Source organism: Chryseobacterium indoltheticum, from assembly GCF_003815915.1.
Lineage (GTDB): Bacteria > Bacteroidota > Bacteroidia > Flavobacteriales > Weeksellaceae > Chryseobacterium > Chryseobacterium indoltheticum.
Genome location: NZ_CP033929.1, coordinates 3,797,668 through 3,815,940 on the forward strand (window position 1 = coordinate 3,797,668; position 18,273 = coordinate 3,815,940).

Consider the following 18,273-nt stretch of genomic DNA (forward strand, 5'->3'; position numbering starts at 1 on the left):
TTTACCAACCACCGCCGCCACCGCCACCGCCACCGCCGCCGGAAAATCCGCCGCCGCCTGAACCGGAACCAGAACTGCTTCCCGAACTTGAAGGTTGTGTCGCTGAAGATTGTATTGATTGTGTTAAACTTGAATTGAGCACACTTGCCATCGCAAAATGATTCATGGATGAGCCAACATACCAATTGCTTTGATATTCGTAAGACATTTTTTTGAGCAAATCGTCAAATTTCTTACCCCAGATATCATCCACACCCAAAACCATCGCAAAAGGCAACAATTTCTCAAAAGATTGTGGCGTCATTTCCGGTGGATTGTGAAATTTGATTTGTTGATTTTCAGCGGCTCCCATGTACATTTTAAAGCCATCAATCAAAGATTTTTTTCTAAGTTTTTCTTCTGAAGGTCGTTTAATTAAAAACTGATAAATCACGAGAGACATAAAACTCAAGACAATAAAAATATAACATACATTAAAATTATTGTCAATCGTAAAATCGCTTCCTTTATAAAGAAGAACTCCCAAAAGCACCAATGCGATGACAGGGAAAATCAGGAAGATTTTAAACAAACCAGGATAGAATTTGAATAAAACGATCGCAATCACAAAAGCCACCGTTAAAATAGCAAGAATAAAAATTCCTAAAAATACTTTTTCAAATTCCGGGAAAATGGTAAAACTCACAAAAAGTCCGAGAAAGTAAACTCCCAAAATGACTAAAATTGGTAAAATGAGCTTTTTAGAATTATTCCCCGCATTTAACAATGTATCATGCTGAAATTTAAGCGTTGATTGAAAACTTCTAACAGCCTGTTCGATTTTAGAATCATATTTTCCGTCGAATTTGATGCTATCTGAAAGGTTTGAAAACAAATTGTTCATCAAATTAATTTCCTCTTTTGCTAAATCTTGATCTGGATTTTTCAGCTTTTTTACTGTAAACTGTTTCGATTTAAACAAACCAAAAATTCCGGGATCTTCATCTTCAACAATCTGAACATATCCTTTTATGGCTAAATTAACCAAAGCAGCAGTCAGATATTTATTCTTAAAACTTTCACTGTTTATAAAGCCTAAAGAAGCCGGTGACAAATCTTCGGGCGAATTGAATTGTGGATAAACAGTAGGCATTTCAGGATCAACACCGTATTTTTTCCATGTTGAATAATAATACAACAGCAATCCTAAAAAGATGATAATTCCGCCAATCAGAATTCCAAATTTCTCAAGAAAAGTGGGCGGTGGCGGCGGAACCATAATTCCTTTTTTAAAGCCAACTGCAATTGTTAAACCTTCACCAGATCCCAAATCTTTCGCACTCCATTCGATTGAATGCTCAGAAAGAACTTTAGCCATACAATCCTGAGAAGTACTTCCGTAGCCACCTTTATAACAAGAGTTTTGTAAGATTCCTGCTCCTTGCGGAAGATTTACTCTTGCCGAAATACTGTCAACGGGAAAATTCCAGTCGTTGCCATTCACATTCCAGTATAATTCATCATACTTTTCAAAAAAACCAATTTGTTTTTCGGTAGTATATTTTATTTCGTAATTATAATCTCCCGGAGATAAGATGACATCCTTATTTCCGACATACACTTTAAGATAACCGTCTTCAATTTCTTCGTGAAAATCTTCATCAACACCATCTTTCTTTACCGAAACGATATTGTATTTCACTTTTTGAGTTCTGTCGTTCAGATTTCTTACCAAAGGCAGCGATCGGAAAATCCCCCTTTTGATATTTTCACCGAGGCTGTGAACTTTTATTTTCTCGGTAATACTGAGTCCAGAATTTTTATCTACATCAATATCTGCATGAAAGGATAAAATCTTTTCAGAACCGCTCAGCAAACCGCTTTGTTCTTCACCAACAGCTACAGTTCCGTCAGCATCCTGTGCGAAACCCAGAGAAAAGAAAAGGAGAAAAAGAAATGCTACAATCTTTTTCATTCCTTAAAATTTTACATTAGGAACTTCTCTTTCGGCAATATTATCAAGCTCAAAGAATTTAGACTTCTCAAATTTGTACATATTGGCGACAATATTGCTGGGGAAAGATTCTACCAAAGTATTGTTTTCTCTTACCGTTCCGTTGTAATATCTTCTGGATTTTTCTATATCGTTTTCGATTGAACTCAACTCAGCCTGTAGTTGCTGGAAGTTTGCATTGGCCTTCAGATCGGGATATTGCTCTGCAACTGCAAATAAATTCACCATTGCCTGGTTCAGGTTTTTCTCAGCAATTTCTTTTCCTTCTACAGAATCTGCGCCTACTGCTAAATTTCTAGCTCTTGTTACATTTTCTAATGTTTCACGTTCGTGAGTAGCGTAGCCTTTTACCGTTTCAACCAAATTGGGAATCAAATCGTGACGTTTTTTAAGCATTACGTCAATACTGCTCCAAGCTTCCTGAACGAGATTTCTAAGTTTTACAAGGCGATTGTAAATGGATACTCCGTAAAGTACTGCAAGAACTAACACACCAATAACAATAAGTGCAATCATAATTTTGTAATTTAATTTAGATTAAAAATAATCTTTTTCTCTGAGAATTGAATAAAATCTATAATGAATATTAATTCCGTTACTTCGAGTAGATTTTGGAAAATCTTATCGAGAAGTTGATAACAAAATTTCTCAGTACAAATTCTTGCAGAATTTTACTCGAACAGACGGTAATCCAGAATAATCTTAACATAATTAGATTAAAAAAATAAAAAAAGCGCTCAATAAATTGAACGCTCCTCAAACTATATGGACGTACAGCTTTATGAATACTTTCTGCAGGTATATTCGACAGTGGTATTCAAGAGTTTATTGTTATTCAGGAAAAATTCAAGTTCCTGAGATTCTTCATCTGTTGCATTGATATATAATTGAAATGAGCCAAAATTGTTTCCGTTCATATACTCCACATTTGCGCTTAATACTTTGTAACAAATTCCCATCTGCTGATAAATAGCATTTAAAAGATGATCGAATTTCATTTTTCCATTCAGTTCTACTTCAAGGATCAATTCTTTCTTGATAAGGTTTACATTTTTTGGCAAAGCCTGCAAATTGGTTGTAATCATAACTAAAACATTTTTGATTAAATAATACTTTCTGAATTACATATTTTTAAATATTTTCTCATTAATTCTTTCACAAAAGTATAAAAAAATATTAGTCTACCAAATTAGTAGGGTAATAATTTTAAAATTTAGCACAAAAAAAGAGAAGCCCTCCAGTTTCTCCCATTTTTACAACACTCAAATGATTATAAAAAAGCCACGAATGCACGAATTTTAAATTATTTCCAAATTAAATTCGTGTATTCGTGGCAAAAATAAATTTTTATTATAATTCTTTTATCCTTTCGATTTTGTCTGAACCCGCCAGACCATTTGGATTGCAACCCAGTTCTCCTTCCGGAACTTTAAGATTTTTTTTAGCATAAAATTCTTCCCAAAACATATTTGTTTTCCCGGTTTTGGGATCAATGAAAGTCATCGGTTCTAATGTAAAGATCTTATCTTTTCTAAATGCTCTTTCGATGTAATCTGAACAATAATAAGAATTATCGTCTAAAATATAATTGAAATTGTAAGGTTTGCCCACCATAGAATTTGCTTTCTCAATTGCATCAGGAATATTTTTCTGAAACTGAGGTTTTAACCTATAAACAACCACTTTTTGTCCGTCATTGACCTGATCTTTTAGAAATTCATTCAAATTTTGTTTTTGAGAACCACCTTTTGGTGCTGCGTGAAGAACAAAGACACCTGTTTTATCTTTTTGTAAAATTCCGATATGATCAAACGAAGCATTTTTCTGCTTTTGCGTTACATTATTGATCGCACCCGACAAACCGCTTTCTTTTGCCGTCACAAACAGTAAATCTCCGTTTTTCAAGCCTAAAGTCTGAGAATTTTTACAACTTAAAACGAAAAAAAGAATTGAAAAGAAGAAAAGCAAGTTTATTCGGAATCTATTTTTTAAGATTGTTTTCATAAATATTGATCCATTCATCTACAGTCATTTTTTTACTCAGTTCGGCAATTAATTCAAAAGGAATTTCATCCATTTTTTTGAAACGGATACAAGATTTTCCCATATCCAGTTTTCTTTTTGAATGCTTTGGAAACTCTGCCACAAACCAATCTAAAAGTTCGGGTTTTGCATACATCCCCATATGATACAAAGCGATAAAACTTTTCTGTGAAGCCACACTCATAAAAGGCAGTGGCGATCCCGGCGTACAATGATAACCTGCCGGAAAAGTTTCTAAAGGAACATTCCAGCCGATCATTCCATAACTTACCCCTTGCTTAAAACCTTGAGGTAAATTATCGTTGACTGTATCAAACATTTTTTTGAAAACCTCCTGTCTTTCTTCCGGAATTTGTGAGATATAATCTTCTACTGATATTGATGGAATTTGCATTGTTTCAATTTTTAACAAATTTAAAATAAAAGGCTTTAATTAAATTGAAATCTTTCTGAAAATAAAAACAGCCTTACATAAATGCAAGGCTGCTAAAAAAAATAATTCAAAAATAATTTACTTTTTAGTGGCTTTCACCGTATTTTGAGAACCGTCTTTGAAATACATTGTAATCAAATAAAGTCCTGAATTTAATGAGCCTAAACTGATTTCCTTCGTAGGATTTTCTATAGTTTTAAGAGTTCTTCCCGCTACATCAGTAACTCTGATTGTCTTAATATCCTTTAACTCAGAAATATTAATGATATCCCTGAATGGATTAGGATAAACTTTAACATCTTTTTTAGCTGAAGCAACTTCTGAAGTTGATAAATTAGGATTTTGTTTTACTTCAATATTATCTAACAGCAAATCATCATAAAAGTATGCATTACCAGCCGTATCCTTGTCCACAGTAAATCTAACCTGAATAGTCGTTCCTATATAAGAAGAAGGCAAAGGAATTTCTACTGTTCTCCATTGTCCAGAATTTGAGCTATCATTAAATACAGACACCCAACCATTTCCATTATTCACTTCCACAATAAGTTTATTATCAGCAAAAGTTGATGGTATTATAGTTGAACTGGATGATGAGTGATTTTTATACCATTCAAAAGAAATATAAGGCTGCGTTAATCCCGTTAAATCTATAAAAGGAGTAACTAATTGAACATTATGCACTCCATCATAAGGTGAACTGGCATCTACCCAAGCATATGTCCCAGCCGTCCTTCCATTAAATGATGTACTTACACCATAACCTGGGCTTCCAGAAAATCTCCAAAAAGCGTATGTTCCAGTAGTTGTAGGATTTAGATTCTGCCAACAGTTTGGAAGAGCTCCATTATCAAATGTTTGACTGAAAGGAGCAGTTACCGTAGCACATTCTGTGGTAAATGTTGAACTAAATGACCATTCACTTACATCAGTGGCTGAACATTTTGATCTTACCCAAACATAATAAGTAGTCACTGCAGACAATCCGTTCAATAGTGCGGAGGTCGTAGCAGAGGTTGCAGAGTTTGTAGCATTTAAAACAGTTGTGAAAGTAGGAGCCGTATTTGTTGTACTGTAATATACTTCATATCCACTTGCCGGAACAGAAGAAGGTGCAGCCCATGAAACCGTAGCAGTATTAGCAGTAATAGCAGAAGGAGTGACAGCTGTAGGAGGTAAACATGAAGGAACCGGTTCCCAAATAACGTCATCCCAGTAATATCCTTTTCCGTCTGCGGTGTTTCGTACCGCCAATCTTGCATTTGCAGGAACAGAAGAAGGAACAATCACCGTATATTGAGGATTAGTACTTGTATAGTTTGTATTGGCAATGCTTAAGGCCTGAAGCAACACAAAAGTACTTGGGTCTGTAGGATTCGTAACATATCCAACATTCAATGTACCGGTTGCAGCACTCACCCTTGCTTTTAATCTTAACCAATGAGTACCAGCATTAATGTTGCTGAATTCTGGTAAGACAACTGTACTCGGTGTTTGAGTAGAAGTATTTGTTTGATAAATATTTCTTGTTCCTGATGCCGGTGTAGAAGAACTTATTGACATGGTTCCATTAACAAAATTTCTAACCCAGCAATCCGGGAGCGTCGTACCTGTAGCATAAGAATCGAAATTTTCAGATAAAGAGGTCATCGGTCCACAAGCCGTTTTAAAAGTTCCTGCAAAAGACCAAACACTTTGAGCTGTTGTACCTCCACAATTTGTTCTTACCCAATAATAATATGTCGTGTTCGACATTAAACCTCCGACAGGGGTGGTAACTCCAGAAACATTATTTAAAATCGGCGCAGTGGAAGAAGTTGGAGCCGTAGAACTTACACTGTAGTAAACCCCGTAAGTAGTAGCTTGCGAGCTTGATGAAGCAGTCCAGTTAAGGGTTACGCCATTTGCCGTTATATTTGTTGCAGCTTGCAATACAGGAGGCGCACAAGTTGAATAAGCATCCGCCGAGAAAGCAAAAACATTAGGAAATCCATTAGAAGTAGAAGTCTTTGTGATTGTTACACTTTGAATTGGCTTTGCCTGGTTTGCTACATCAATATCTAATGCAGCTTGATACATTCTTGGGTTGGTACCACCTGCTGCATCCAATCCGTCAGTTGCTCTATTAATTCTTCCTAAACCTTGAACCGCAAAACCAGATCCGTTGTACCAATCAGGAACTGCAATACCTGTTATTTGCTGGCTGGTAGCATCAGTAAAGTTTACAGTCACTGTAAGCGTAGAAGCAGCGCTTCCACTTGTTGACAGCATATACAGTTTCGTAGCAGCTTTTGGTGTAGTAAACACCATGGTTCCTGTAAGATTTGTGTTAGATAATTTTAGCGAATTTACCGTACTAAGATTCCCTAGCTGATAACTTAAACCAGGAGTTGAAATAACAGCAGAATTGATAATTCCATCAATAGGAACTCCGTAAGTAATTGCTGGGCTGGTTGCTGTAGCCTGAAAGTTTTTAGCTACAAAAACATAAGAATCTCCATCTAAAATTGCTGATGTAGAGCTTAATGCCGTACCAATTCCATTAGCTATAACGTCTTCGTTAAAACCTGACTGTATCGGCATTGTCTGATAATTTTGTGCTAATGCAAGCGAACTGGTCAGAAGTCCCAGCACACCCAGCAAAAGAGCTGGTTGATGTTTTTTCATAATTATTTTTTATTTAGTTCGCCGTAAAACTATGAATTAAATTCAAATCCACAATTCTAATTTTAAATTATTTTTAATAAATTTTGAATATTAACAAATTATAATCAATCCTAAAACAATTACACAATTTCTAACTATATCATTTTTGAATTATTAACACTAAAAATGCAATTCCTATTCAGAGCATAATACTATTAATATCATTTAAGATATTTTCCCATGAGCCGAAATATTTTGTTATTTTTGTGCATACAAATTTTAGACAATGCCAAACATTTCAAACAGAGCACAACAGATGCCGCCTTCGCCGGTAAGAAAACTGGTTCCTTTTGCCTTACAGGCCAAACAAAGAGGTACAAAAGTATATCACCTGAACATCGGGCAACCGGATATAGAAACTCCTGAAACCGCTTTGAATGCTTTAAAAAACATTGATTTAAAAGTTTTGGAATATGCTCTTTCAGAAGGAAATATTGAATACAGAAAAGCATTGACAGAATATTACCACTCTTTAGATTTTACAGATCTTACTCCTGATAATTTTATCGTTACCAATGGTGGATCTGAAGCTTTAAATTTCGCCATTTCTACTCTTTGTGATGATGGTGACGAAGTGATTATCCCTGAACCTTATTATGCAAATTATAACGGATTTACAAGCACATTCAATGTAAATGTAGTTGCCATTCCTTCTTCTATTGACACTGGTTTTGCACTTCCTCCGATTGAAGAATTCGAGAAGAAAATCACGGCTAAAACAAGAGCAATCGTTATCTGCAACCCTGGAAATCCTACAGGATATCTTTACACCCGTGAAGAACTTCAGAAATTAGCTGAAATTGCTTTAAAATATGACATTGTTGTCATTTCTGACGAGGTTTACAGAGAATATGTGTATGACGGAAAACAACAAGTTTCAATGCTTGCTTTTCCTGAACTAAGCGAAAACTGTATCATCATCGATTCTGAATCTAAGCGTTACTCAATGTGTGGCGTAAGAATCGGATGTTTAATTACCCGTTCAAAAAAGATCCACGATGCTGCAATGCTTTTTGCACAGGCAAGATTAAGTCCGGTACTTTTGGGACAGATCGCTGCAACTGCCGCTCATCAAAATGACGGCGCATACATCAGAGCTGTAAGAGAAGAATATACTCACAGAAGAAATGTTTTGGTTGATTTACTAAATGCAATTCCGGGAGTTATTTGCCCAAAACCAAAAGGAGCATTTTATTGCGTTGCCGAACTTCCGGTAGACGATACTGAAAAATTCGCACAATGGCTTCTTGAAAAATACACCCTAAATAACGAAACCATTATGGTTGCCCCTGCAGGAGGTTTTTACAGCGATCCTGAATTAGGAAAAAAACAAGTAAGAATTGCTTACGTTTTGAAAGAAGAAGATTTAAGAAAAAGTGCGGAGATCTTAAAAAATGCACTTGAAAAATATAAATTAGAGTTCAATCTTTAATAATACAAATATGTCGGCAGTAAAAATAAGTGATTTGAAAATTTTCGTTTCAATGTTTTTACTGCTGATTTTTTTTTCGTGCAGCGATAAAATTGCTGATAAAAATTCGAATTCTAAAAGCGAAGCGATCACTTTCATCGGTTTCTCAGAGATTGGGGGCGAGCTCGGTTATTATAAGGTCATCAAAGTCACCAAAGATTCCATTCATCTTGAAACAGGGAAAACTTCAGAAAAAACACACAGGCAATGGCATTCGGCAATAAATCCGGAAACATGGAAAAACCTTACGTCATCTTTTAAAATCAAGAATTTAGACAGCATCAAAAGCTCATCAAGCATTCAGCCAATTGATGGAATTGATGAGAGTTTTCAAATCAAAACCAGTAAGAAATCACATGTGTACGTCAATTCGCAAAACGACATCCATTACAACCAGTTTGCCCGTTTCAAGCAAGAGCTTTTAAAGATTATTCCTCAGGAATATCAATAAATTTTCATTTTTAAATTAATTCTAAACATTTACTAAATCCAATGCAGGAAAATTTTTCACTAAAACCTTTCAATACTTTTGGAGTAGAAGCAAAAGCAAAATATTTTGTTGAAGTAAATACTGTAGAAGAATTAATCGAAACTCTAAAACACTCAAACACTCAAACGCTCCCTCTCCTATTCTTGGGTGGTGGAAGCAATATTCTTTTCACAAAAGATTTTGACGGTTTAGCGATACAGTTAAATTTAAAAGGAATTTCTGAAGAATTTTTAAATAAAAACGAAGTTTTAGTAACTGCGAAAGCCGGAGAAAACTGGCATGAATTCGTCATGTATTGCTTGGGTAAAAACTATGGCGGACTCGAAAATCTTTCTCTGATTCCTGGAAATGTGGGAACTTCACCAATGCAGAATATCGGTGCTTACGGAACCGAAATAAAAGATCATTTTGTGAGTTGTAAAGTTTTGAATTTACAAACATTAGAAGTTGAAACTTTTGATCTGGAAAAATGCAGATTCGGGTACAGAGATTCCATTTTTAAGCAGGAAGGAAAAAACCAATATGTGATTTTGGAAGTTAGTTTTAAATTGACCACTCAAAACCACAGCATTAAAACAGAATATGGCGCCATAAAATCTGAACTGGAAAATTTAGGCATCATAAATCCAACAATTCAGGATGTTTCAAAAGCTGTGATCAACATTAGACAAAGCAAACTTCCAGATCCGAAAAAAATTGGTAATGCCGGAAGTTTTTTTAAAAATCCAACTATTCCTTTAGCTCAGTTTGAAGATTTAAAATTAAAATTTGAAAATATTCAAGGTTATCCGAACGGAAACTTCGTAAAAGTTCCTGCAGGCTGGCTTATCGAGCAATGTGGCTGGAAAGGAAAACAAATCGGGAACGTTGCTTCACATCAATTACAGTCTTTAGTCATCATCAACGCAACAGGGAATGCTTCCGGAAAAGAAATTTTTGATTTTTCAGCTTTAATTATTGATTCCGTAAAAGAAAAATTCGGCATTGAACTCGAACGAGAAGTGAATATTCTTTAGCCAAAACCTCTTCATACCACTCGTCTGACATTTGTCAGTTATTTAAAAACATTAAACTTTCAGCTTCAACCTATCGATAAACTTGAAGAGATCGTCATTTTGTCGAAAAAGGTAAAGGTTTAACCACTATTGACAGAAAAGAAAATGGAACACTTACAACCATGAAGCTGCACAGATCTATGGAATTTTTATACAGACCCCTTTAATGCAACCTCTACATCTAAATAAAGAAGAAGTAAAAGCTTTAGTTTCTTTTCTTGAATCCCTTTCAGGAACAAAATATAAAATGAGAAGACCTGAGTTTCCTGTGGAATAAATTAATCTCTTTTTAAAATCAATTCTTCGTTCGTTTTAATAGAATAGCTTATTTTAGTTCAAATATTTCTAAAATAGCTATGACTGGTAAAAAATCTTCTGATAAAGAATTAAAACAGACGATTCACAATCATATCGATAAAACTCATTATGTAAAAGTTTTCTTTTCCGAAGAATGTCCGGAAGAACTTACATCAGGCTTTATCCTGAATGTTTCTGAAAACTTTCTGATGATTCAGGAGTCTCACAATTTTACTTTAGACGGAATTAAAATCATTCCTTACAACAGAATTGAAGGCACTCGTCACAAGAAATTCGAAAAAACTTCTGAGAAAATATTTTCAGAAGAGGGCTTGATAAAATTCAATCAAAAAATCATCAGCAATACTTCATTGAAGAATTTTGAGTCCTTATTTAAGTCTTTAAAAAAGCAAAATTTTCACTGCATCGTCGAAAGTTCCACAAAAAAGAAAAACATATTTTCAATCGGAGAAATTTTAGAAATAAATGAAAAGTCAGTCGTCATTAAAAATTACGACGCTACGGGAAAAATTGAAAAAACACCTGATAGAATTCTATTTAAAAACATTAACTTCATCACTTTCAATGATCTCTATTCTTTGACATTCAGAAAATATTTAAAAGAATAAATAAAAAAACATCGCAAATGAAAATCGCCATCATCGGAGCCGGAAATATGGGTTTATCTTTTTCAAAATCATTTTTGAAATATGAACTTATAAAACCTGAAAACCTTCACCTAATCACCAGAAGTCAATCAAAAATTCTGAAAATAAAAGAAGAATTCCCCAAATCTGAAATTTCTGTATTTGAAGAGGTAAAAAATTTAGATACCGATTTAATCATCATTGCCGTAAAACCACAGGATTTTCAAAAAGTAGCGGAAAGTTTTCAGTTTTCTTTAAACGAAAATCAGATGATATTGTCGATTATGGCAGGGATTAAAATTGAAAAAATCCAAAAGTCTTTACATCACAAATCCGTTGTAAGAGCAATGCCCAACTCTCCTACTCTTTTGGGAATGGGAATTACCGGCTATACTTCTGCAGAAGGAATTTCTTTTAATCAGTTAATGAATATCGAAAGACTTCTAAACAGCACCGGAAGATCTGTTTATTTGGAAAATGAAGATTTACTAGACGGAGTTACCGCACTTTCCGGAAGCGGACCAGCATATTTTTATTATATCGTAGATGCAATGATTAAAGCCGGAACACAAATGGGAATTGATGAAAATTTGTCTAAACTGTTCGTAAAGCAAACGATGTTGGGCGCTTATCATTTGATCAATAATTCTGATAAAAGCCTGGAAGACCTGATAAAAGATGTGGCCTCAAAAGGCGGAACGACAGAAGCCGCATTAAAAACTTTTGAAGAAAATAATTTTAAAGAAATTCTGCAACAGGGAATTTTAAATGCTGAAAAACGTGCTAAGGAATTGAATGGGTAATTTTTTCACTAATTAATACATTTAATTTGTCATTCCGTAGGAATCTATACAAGATTTTTAAAATAGCTAAGATTCCTGCAGAATGACAAACTTGACGTTGAATTATTCAACTACAAATTTGCTTAATTTAGTTTCCAAGACTCTTTTAATTTGCCAACCCAGAAATACTCCAAAAGTATTCAGAATAACATCATCCACATCAAAGACTCCCAATCTTGAAAAATACTGCAACGCTTCTACAATCACAATGGCAGAAACAAAAGTGATGACTAGATTTTTTAAATTTTTCAACTGTGGAAAAATCCAGCCTAAGAAACCAAAAGGAATAAACATTACCACATTTCCCAAGACAATTCTAATAATATCAAGCCAGCTTATTGTTTCCTGAACAAACCAAATTGTTGAAACAATCGGCTTAATTCTCACAATATTATCCTCATACTGCAATCTTCCCATTCCGAAAAACATCAGATAGAGCAAAAAAATGGCATACGGTAAAATGATGAATTTATAAAATTTCTTTAACATCATTTGCAAAGTTATTCATTTCAAAAACAGTAAATTTGTGTGTTAAACTAAATTAATGAAATACGTCTTACTTACGCTCATTTCAGCGATGTTGCTATCGGTTTCGTGGCCGACTTACGGAGTTCCGTTTTTTATATTCTTTGCCCTCGTTCCGCTTCTGATGATGGAACATGGCGTTTCTAAATTTTCAAATTACAACAGAAAAAGTTGGGTCGTTTTCGGTCTTTCTTATCTGTGTTTTGTTATTTGGAATCTTGTGACCACAGGCTGGCTGTACGGATCAAAAAACCCGGATGGAAGTCATTCTATGATGGCCGTTGTATTTCCGGTTTTGGTCAATTCTTTTTTATATTCATTGGTTTTTCAATGTTATCATTGGTATAAAAATGCACAGGGAACGTATTGGGGAATGGCTTTTTTAGTAGCAATATGGATGAGTTTTGAAAAATTTCATCTCAATTGGGAATTAACGTGGCCTTGGCTGAATCTTGGAAATGCTTTTTCAGAATATCCGAAACTTATTCAGTGGTATGATACTCTGGGCGCAACTGGCGGAAGTTTCTGGATCTTGCTAGTTAATTTACTCATCTTTTACACCATCAGAATTTGGGAAGCCGGAAGAAAAAGAAAAGATTTAATCATCAATGTTTCTGCAACGGTACTTTTGATCGGTCTTCCGATGATTATTTCGTTGATAAAATTCAATAGTTTTAATGAAAAACCGATTGGTGAAGTCAGCGTTTTAATGTTGCAGCCGGATCTTGATCCTTATGGTGAGAAATACTCTAAAGACAGCATCACCATTCAGAATGAGCTTTTAGCTTTAGCTGAAAACAATACCAAAGGAAAGATTGATTATTATATCGCTCCCGAAACGGCAATTCCCGGGAGAGGCTCTATTTCTGAAACTGCTTTTGAAAAAAGTGAACTACTTAATAACGTAAAAGGTTTTCTTGCAAAACATCCAGGTTCTGTTTTTGCGACAGGAATTTCTTCTCACAAATATTTCTTTGATAAAAATAATTTACCCAAAGATGCCTATCAAATCAATGACAGAGCTTGGGTAGAAAGTTATAATTCTGCAGTTCAGATTATTCCGAATCAAAAGGTTGAAGTCTATCACAAAGGAAAGCTTGTTCCGGGTGTTGAAATTTTCCCTTACATGAATGTTTTAAAACCTCTTTTAGGCGATGCGATGATCAATCTGGGAGGAACAGTTGCTTCGCTTGGAACAGATAAAGAGCGTGTTGCATTTTCAAACCCTTATAATAAAGGAAAGATCGCACCGATTATTTGCTATGAAAGTATTTATGGTGAATTTGTAACTGATTACGTAAAAAAAGGAGCCAATTTCCTCGGAATCATGACCAATGATTCTTGGTGGGGCGTAACAGAAGGTCACAAACAGCTTCTTTCTTACGCAAGAATGAGAGCCATCGAAACCCGAAGAGAAATTGTACGTTCTGCAAACAGTGGAATTTCTGCCCATATTAATGCAAAAGGTGAAATTTTAGAAGACACTTTCTACGGCGATCAGACTACTTTATTTGCTAAAGTTAATCTTTATGAAGGTGAGACATTTTATGTAAGAGCAGGAGATTTTCTCTCAAGACTTTCTATTTTTTCGTTGGGATTTTTGCTTTTTTATTTTCTGATTAAAAGGTTTCAGAATAAAATAAAGAAGGAAAACAAAAAGTAAACTTTTAAATATTGAAAGTTTCATATAAATAGAAAACCAGCCTTTCAGCTGGTTTTCTCTGTTTAATTTAAGTTTAAAAATCAAATTCAAACTACTATTTACTTGATCATTAGTTTTTGGGTTATCCAGTTATCTTTAATTTTAATTTTCAGAATGTACATTCCTTTTGGAAGATCAGAAACGGTTACCGACTGATCGCTGTTAAGCTGTACATTGAGTTTTTTACCATCCATTGAGTACATTTCTACTGCAGAAGCTTTTTCACCTTTAATAAAAACTTTTTCAGAAGCCGGATTTGGATATATCGACAGTTTTGTCTTCGGTGAAAAATCATTTACGCCTAATGTATTTTCTACCGATGGATCGGAGTAAACTTTGGATGCATCAATTGATCTTACACTCCAATATACTTGCTGAATAGAAGAATCAAGTGTTAAAAACCAGGAAGGTGTGGTCACAATATATTTCGCTACATCTTGTGCTCCCGGACTTGTTCCGACTTTAATTTCATATTGTAAAGCATTGACCGGAGTTTTATCATCGGTTGCGCCACTCCATGTAAAATTGAATGTATTCCCGTTTTTGTTTAAATTTAAATGAGTTGGAGCGGTTGGTTTTAAATTTGTTTCCGTAGATGTATTTTTATACAATTTAGTGAATGAATTTAAATCAGGATCAGCCCAATCGAAACCCGTCATTAAAACATCTGGATGATTGTTTCCGTCATAATCAAAAAGCCTTACATTTCCTGTTCCGCCAAGATTATACAAAGAAGTATTGCTCGCTTTTGTAAAAGATTGAGAAGCCGGATTGTAAAGAAAAACATTCACCGCTCCGTCATTATTTTTATCATCACCAATGACTACAAAATCGTAATACCCATCATTATTAAGATCTCCAACATCTACACTTGAAGCAGAAAGCCCTTCTCCGGAAATTGCATGTGTTGTAAACTGTCCCGTTCCGTCATTCATAAAGACTCCAAGATATTCATCATAATTTCCATCCTGACCAATCGCCGCCAAATCTAAAAAACCATCTGCATTGAAGTCTGCATAAGCCAATTTCCCACTGGCTAAAGGCAATAAAGTCTGAGATTCCTGAAGTGTGCCATTCGAATTTAGATATACTTTAAAAACTGGATTTGTATCTTTGTCATACCCGAAAATAACTACATCTAAAAGCTGATCGTTATTCAGGTCTAAAACTTTAAAACTTCCGTTCTGCGTTCCGGAAAGCCATGACTGAGTTAATTGGAAACCATTTCCTGAGTTTTTGTAAAAACTTAAATCATAGACAAAACCGGTTCCGTGCACATATTGAGGCCCGTTGATTGCATAATCCTGTTTTCCATCATGATTAAAATCAAAAACTTCTATAGAGCCGTAAACTTTTCCGGCAGTATCTTCAACTTTCGAAAAGCCTGATCCTGTATTTAAAAATCGATAATGCTTATAATTAACAACATCCTGATAACTCAAACCTGTAGAAACAATATCTAATAATCCGTCATTATTATAATCTATAAATTTAATATCTCCTAAATGCGTAACATCTGTTCCTAAATCTCCATAAGCAGAAAAAACACTGTTATTATTAATATAAGCTTCGTTAAATGTAACATCTGCGGTTCCGTCTGCATTATTATCTACAGCACCATTGTATACAACATCCGGTTTTCCGTCATTATTAAAATCCCCGATGTCGCTGGATCCGTAATAGAAATTTTTTATGCTGCTGGAAACTTCAGAAAAAGTTTGAGACTGAAACATCATGGGAATAAAAAAAGCAAAAATATACAACTTTTTCATTTTATTTTTATTTAGATTAATTAAAAACAAAGATACTGTCAAATATTATTTCAGGTTTAAAATGAAGACTGATATTTATCACATGACCGCATCTGAGAGACTTTAAAGAATGTAAATGAATGGGTAAGTCATTAAAAATGATAAATATTTATTATAAAATTTATACAAAGACTTGTCTATCTAAAAAAAACTTCGTTATTTTGCAACCTCAAATATTATACAAATAAGAACATCGAGATATGTCAAGAATTTGCCAGATAACAGGAAAGCGTGCAATGGTTGGTAACAACGTTTCCCACGCTAATAACAAAACGAAGCGTCGTTTTGAAATTAACTTATTGGAAAAGAAATTTTACCTTCCAGAGCAAGACAAGCATGTTACGCTTAAAGTTTCAGCTCATGGATTGAGAATCATTAACAAGATTGGAATCGAAGAGGCTATCGAAAGAGGCATCAGAGAAGGATTGATTAAAAAGAACTAAAATCATGGCAAAAAAAGGAAATAGAGTTCAAGTAATACTTGAATGTACAGAGCACAAAGAAAGCGGTATGCCAGGAATGTCTAGATACATTTCTACAAAAAATAAAAAGAACACTACAGAAAGATTGGAATTGAAAAAATACAATCCGGTTCTTAAGAGATCTACCCTTCACAAAGAAATCAAGTAATTTATAAATATAATTTACCATGGCAAAGAAAGTAGTAGCAACCCTACAAAGCGGACAGTCAAAAAAAATGACTAAAGTCGTGAAAATGGTGAAGTCTTCTAAATCAGGAGCTTACGTTTTCGAAGAAAAAGTAATGAATGCAGACGAAGTTGACGGTTATTTGAAAAAATAATTCACAACTTTATTTACAATACAAAAAACTACTCATATTTTGGGTAGTTTTTTTGTTATCTTTGCTTTCTGAGCTGGAAGTCAGATGTTGGATGCCGGATGTTTACAAAATAAGACATTGTGGTTTTAACATCCAACTTCCTACGCCCAGCTTCCATCATTAATTAAAATTCCATAATTCATACAATGAGTTGGTTTAAAAATATTTTCAAAAAAGAAGAAAAAGAAACTTTAGATAAAGGTCTGGAAAAATCTAATCAGGGTTTCTTTGAAAAAATGACTAAAGCCGTAGTCGGCAAAAGCAAAGTAGATGACGAGGTTCTGGATAATCTGGAAGAGATACTTATTGCTTCAGACGTTGGCGCTTCTACGACCATTAAAATCATTGAGAGAATTGAAGAACGTGTTGCCAGAGACAAATATGTCGGCGTAAACGAATTAGACCAAATTCTACGTGAAGAAATCTCCGGGCTTCTTTTGGAAAATCCTCATGCAGGAAGCGGCAACATTGATACAAGTAAAAAACCATACGTTATTATGGTTGTCGGCGTAAACGGCGTAGGAAAAACGACCACTATCGGAAAGCTGGCTCATCAGTTTAAATCTGAAGGCAAAAAGGTAGTTTTGGGTGCTGCAGATACATTTAGAGCTGCAGCAGTAGACCAGCTTGTTATCTGGAGTGAAAGAGTGGGCGTTCCTATTGTAAAACAGGACATGGGCTCTGACCCTGCTTCTGTAGCTTTTGATACCGTGCAAAGCGCCGTTGCTCAAGATGCTGATGTGGTTATTATTGACACGGCAGGAAGGCTTCACAATAAAATTAATTTGATGAATGAGCTTTCTAAAATCAAGAGGGTGATGCAGAAAGTAATTCCTGATGCGCCTCATGAAATTTTATTGGTTCTTGACGGCTCTACAGGACAAAACGCTTTTGAACAGGCCAAGCAATTCACAGCAGCAACTGAGGTGAATGCTTTAGCAGTAACCAAATTAGACGGAACCGCAAAAGGCGGAGTTGTCATTGGTATTTCAGATCAGTTTCAGATTCCGGTAAAATATATAGGTGTTGGAGAAAAGATGCAAGACCTTCAACTTTTTAATGGTACAGAGTTTGTAGATTCGTTCTTCAAGAAGAGATAAATTCTCTTTTGAAAACAAATTATTCAAATTATTAACATTAAAAAATTAAAATTATGGGATTTATTACTTGGATTATCTTTGGTCTATTGGCAGGAGCACTTGCTAAAATGATTATGCCTGGAAAACAAGGCGGTGGCTGGCTTATCACGATTATTCTTGGTATCGTTGGTGCCTTCATCGGTGGCCTTATTGGAGTATATATTCTTCACTGGGGTGATGTAGATTCTTTCTGGAACTTCAGAAGCTGGTTCCTTGCCATTGGTGGTGCTATCATTGTACTTTGGCTTTACGGAATGGCTACTAGGAAATAAAAAAAT

At 34.8% G+C, this 18,273-nt stretch carries 19 protein-coding genes; 11 read left to right on the plus strand and 8 right to left on the minus strand.

The window, feature by feature from the left end; translation table 11 throughout:
- Position 1: 1 nt before the first annotated feature.
- From EG358_RS17545 to EG358_RS17570, 6 genes are all read right to left on the minus strand, one after another.
- A complete protein-coding gene (locus EG358_RS17545) occupies positions 2–1,954 on the minus strand; it encodes a DUF2207 domain-containing protein (RefSeq protein WP_076561009.1) in 1,953 nt (650 codons plus the stop codon).
- A gap of 3 nt (positions 1,955–1,957) precedes the next feature.
- Positions 1,958–2,509, minus strand: a complete 552-nt coding sequence (locus EG358_RS17550) for a LemA family protein (RefSeq protein ID WP_076561008.1) — start codon at positions 2,507–2,509, stop codon at positions 1,958–1,960.
- A 263-nt stretch (positions 2,510–2,772) separates the two neighbouring features.
- Complete coding sequence (locus tag EG358_RS17555) at positions 2,773–3,078, minus strand: NIL domain-containing protein (RefSeq protein ID WP_076561007.1); 306 nt, start codon at positions 3,076–3,078, stop codon at positions 2,773–2,775.
- Between the two features lie 265 nt (positions 3,079–3,343).
- Positions 3,344–3,997 (minus strand): YiiX/YebB-like N1pC/P60 family cysteine hydrolase, encoded by a 654-nt coding sequence (locus EG358_RS17560; RefSeq protein ID WP_228421370.1) that lies wholly within the window; start codon positions 3,995–3,997, stop codon positions 3,344–3,346.
- A complete protein-coding gene (locus tag EG358_RS17565) occupies positions 3,975–4,430 on the minus strand; it encodes a DUF1801 domain-containing protein (RefSeq protein WP_076561006.1) in 456 nt (151 codons plus the stop codon). Before EG358_RS17565 ends, EG358_RS17560 begins: the two co-directional genes overlap by 23 nt.
- A gap of 117 nt (positions 4,431–4,547) precedes the next feature.
- Complete coding sequence (locus tag EG358_RS17570; RefSeq protein ID WP_076561005.1) at positions 4,548–7,136, minus strand: fibronectin type III domain-containing protein; 2,589 nt, start codon at positions 7,134–7,136, stop codon at positions 4,548–4,550.
- A gap of 265 nt (positions 7,137–7,401) precedes the next feature.
- On the opposite strand from EG358_RS17570, the gene EG358_RS17575 reads away from it, so the two are divergent.
- From EG358_RS17575 to proC, 5 genes are all read left to right on the plus strand, one after another.
- On the plus strand, positions 7,402–8,607 hold the full coding sequence (locus EG358_RS17575) for a pyridoxal phosphate-dependent aminotransferase (RefSeq protein ID WP_076561004.1): 1,206 nt from the start codon (positions 7,402–7,404) through the stop codon (positions 8,605–8,607).
- A 34-nt stretch (positions 8,608–8,641) separates the two neighbouring features.
- Positions 8,642–9,097: a hypothetical protein gene (locus EG358_RS17580; RefSeq protein WP_228442352.1), complete on the plus strand. Its 456-nt coding sequence runs from the start codon at positions 8,642–8,644 to the stop codon at positions 9,095–9,097.
- A 41-nt stretch (positions 9,098–9,138) separates the two neighbouring features.
- Complete coding sequence (murB, locus tag EG358_RS17585; protein ID WP_076561002.1) at positions 9,139–10,152, plus strand: UDP-N-acetylmuramate dehydrogenase; 1,014 nt, start codon at positions 9,139–9,141, stop codon at positions 10,150–10,152.
- A gap of 395 nt (positions 10,153–10,547) precedes the next feature.
- Positions 10,548–11,117 (plus strand): hypothetical protein, encoded by a 570-nt coding sequence (locus EG358_RS17595; RefSeq protein ID WP_076561001.1) that lies wholly within the window; start codon positions 10,548–10,550, stop codon positions 11,115–11,117.
- Positions 11,118–11,134: 17 nt separating this feature from the next.
- Positions 11,135–11,938 (plus strand): pyrroline-5-carboxylate reductase, encoded by an 804-nt coding sequence (gene proC / locus EG358_RS17600; protein WP_076561000.1) that lies wholly within the window; start codon positions 11,135–11,137, stop codon positions 11,936–11,938.
- A 102-nt stretch (positions 11,939–12,040) separates the two neighbouring features.
- On the opposite strand, the gene EG358_RS17605 is transcribed toward proC, so the two are convergent.
- On the minus strand, positions 12,041–12,469 hold the full coding sequence (locus EG358_RS17605; RefSeq protein WP_317043426.1) for a VanZ family protein: 429 nt from the start codon (positions 12,467–12,469) through the stop codon (positions 12,041–12,043).
- 52 nt (positions 12,470–12,521) lie between these two features.
- Here EG358_RS17605 and lnt point away from each other — a divergent pair, with 52 nt between their 5' ends.
- On the plus strand, positions 12,522–14,165 hold the full coding sequence (gene lnt / locus EG358_RS17610; RefSeq protein ID WP_076560998.1) for an apolipoprotein N-acyltransferase: 1,644 nt from the start codon (positions 12,522–12,524) through the stop codon (positions 14,163–14,165).
- Between the two features lie 98 nt (positions 14,166–14,263).
- Here the strand turns inward: lnt and EG358_RS17615 are convergent, their stop codons facing one another.
- Positions 14,264–15,976 carry a T9SS type A sorting domain-containing protein gene (locus EG358_RS17615; protein WP_076560997.1) on the minus strand — a complete coding sequence of 571 codons (1,713 nt, stop codon included), beginning with the start codon at positions 15,974–15,976 and terminating at the stop codon, positions 14,264–14,266.
- 239 nt (positions 15,977–16,215) lie between these two features.
- Between EG358_RS17615 and rpmB the strand changes: the two genes are divergently transcribed.
- The 5 genes from rpmB (at position 16,216) to EG358_RS17640 (ending at position 18,267) form a co-directional block, all read left to right on the plus strand.
- Positions 16,216–16,458, plus strand: coding sequence for a 50S ribosomal protein L28 (rpmB, locus tag EG358_RS17620; RefSeq protein ID WP_034760742.1), 243 nt, complete (start codon positions 16,216–16,218; stop codon positions 16,456–16,458).
- 4 nt (positions 16,459–16,462) lie between these two features.
- Positions 16,463–16,645 (plus strand): 50S ribosomal protein L33, encoded by a 183-nt coding sequence (rpmG, locus tag EG358_RS17625; protein ID WP_027373683.1) that lies wholly within the window; start codon positions 16,463–16,465, stop codon positions 16,643–16,645.
- 19 nt (positions 16,646–16,664) lie between these two features.
- On the plus strand, positions 16,665–16,817 hold the full coding sequence (locus EG358_RS17630; protein WP_002976755.1) for a DUF4295 domain-containing protein: 153 nt from the start codon (positions 16,665–16,667) through the stop codon (positions 16,815–16,817).
- 185 nt (positions 16,818–17,002) lie between these two features.
- Positions 17,003–17,956, plus strand: a complete 954-nt coding sequence (gene ftsY, locus EG358_RS17635; RefSeq protein ID WP_076560996.1) for a signal recognition particle-docking protein FtsY — start codon at positions 17,003–17,005, stop codon at positions 17,954–17,956.
- A gap of 53 nt (positions 17,957–18,009) precedes the next feature.
- Positions 18,010–18,267: a GlsB/YeaQ/YmgE family stress response membrane protein gene (locus EG358_RS17640; protein ID WP_076560995.1), complete on the plus strand. Its 258-nt coding sequence runs from the start codon at positions 18,010–18,012 to the stop codon at positions 18,265–18,267.
- Positions 18,268–18,273 lie beyond the last annotated feature (6 nt).

Excerpts from the sequence above, each read along its gene's own strand:
- EG358_RS17545 (WP_076561009.1), bottom strand. The coding sequence starts at position 1,954 with ATGAAAAAGATTGTAGCATTTCTTTTTCTCCTTTTCTTTTCTCTGGGT.
- EG358_RS17550 (WP_076561008.1), bottom strand. The coding sequence starts at position 2,509 with ATGATTGCACTTATTGTTATTGGTGTGTTAGTTCTTGCAGTACTTTAC.
- EG358_RS17555 (WP_076561007.1), bottom strand. The coding sequence starts at position 3,078 with ATGATTACAACCAATTTGCAGGCTTTGCCAAAAAATGTAAACCTTATC.
- EG358_RS17560 (WP_228421370.1), bottom strand. The coding sequence starts at position 3,997 with ATGAAAACAATCTTAAAAAATAGATTCCGAATAAACTTGCTTTTCTTC.
- EG358_RS17565 (WP_076561006.1), bottom strand. The coding sequence starts at position 4,430 with ATGCAAATTCCATCAATATCAGTAGAAGATTATATCTCACAAATTCCG.
- EG358_RS17570 (WP_076561005.1), bottom strand. The coding sequence starts at position 7,136 with ATGAAAAAACATCAACCAGCTCTTTTGCTGGGTGTGCTGGGACTTCTG.
- EG358_RS17575 (WP_076561004.1), top strand. The coding sequence starts at position 7,402 with ATGCCAAACATTTCAAACAGAGCACAACAGATGCCGCCTTCGCCGGTA.
- murB (WP_076561002.1), top strand. The coding sequence starts at position 9,139 with ATGCAGGAAAATTTTTCACTAAAACCTTTCAATACTTTTGGAGTAGAA.
- EG358_RS17595 (WP_076561001.1), top strand. The coding sequence starts at position 10,548 with ATGACTGGTAAAAAATCTTCTGATAAAGAATTAAAACAGACGATTCAC.
- proC (WP_076561000.1), top strand. The coding sequence starts at position 11,135 with ATGAAAATCGCCATCATCGGAGCCGGAAATATGGGTTTATCTTTTTCA.
- EG358_RS17605 (WP_317043426.1), bottom strand. The coding sequence starts at position 12,469 with ATGATGTTAAAGAAATTTTATAAATTCATCATTTTACCGTATGCCATT.
- lnt (WP_076560998.1), top strand. The coding sequence starts at position 12,522 with ATGAAATACGTCTTACTTACGCTCATTTCAGCGATGTTGCTATCGGTT.
- EG358_RS17615 (WP_076560997.1), bottom strand. The coding sequence starts at position 15,976 with ATGAAAAAGTTGTATATTTTTGCTTTTTTTATTCCCATGATGTTTCAG.
- rpmB (WP_034760742.1), top strand. The coding sequence starts at position 16,216 with ATGTCAAGAATTTGCCAGATAACAGGAAAGCGTGCAATGGTTGGTAAC.
- rpmG (WP_027373683.1), top strand. The coding sequence starts at position 16,463 with ATGGCAAAAAAAGGAAATAGAGTTCAAGTAATACTTGAATGTACAGAG.
- EG358_RS17630 (WP_002976755.1), top strand. The coding sequence starts at position 16,665 with ATGGCAAAGAAAGTAGTAGCAACCCTACAAAGCGGACAGTCAAAAAAA.
- ftsY (WP_076560996.1), top strand. The coding sequence starts at position 17,003 with ATGAGTTGGTTTAAAAATATTTTCAAAAAAGAAGAAAAAGAAACTTTA.
- EG358_RS17640 (WP_076560995.1), top strand. The coding sequence starts at position 18,010 with ATGGGATTTATTACTTGGATTATCTTTGGTCTATTGGCAGGAGCACTT.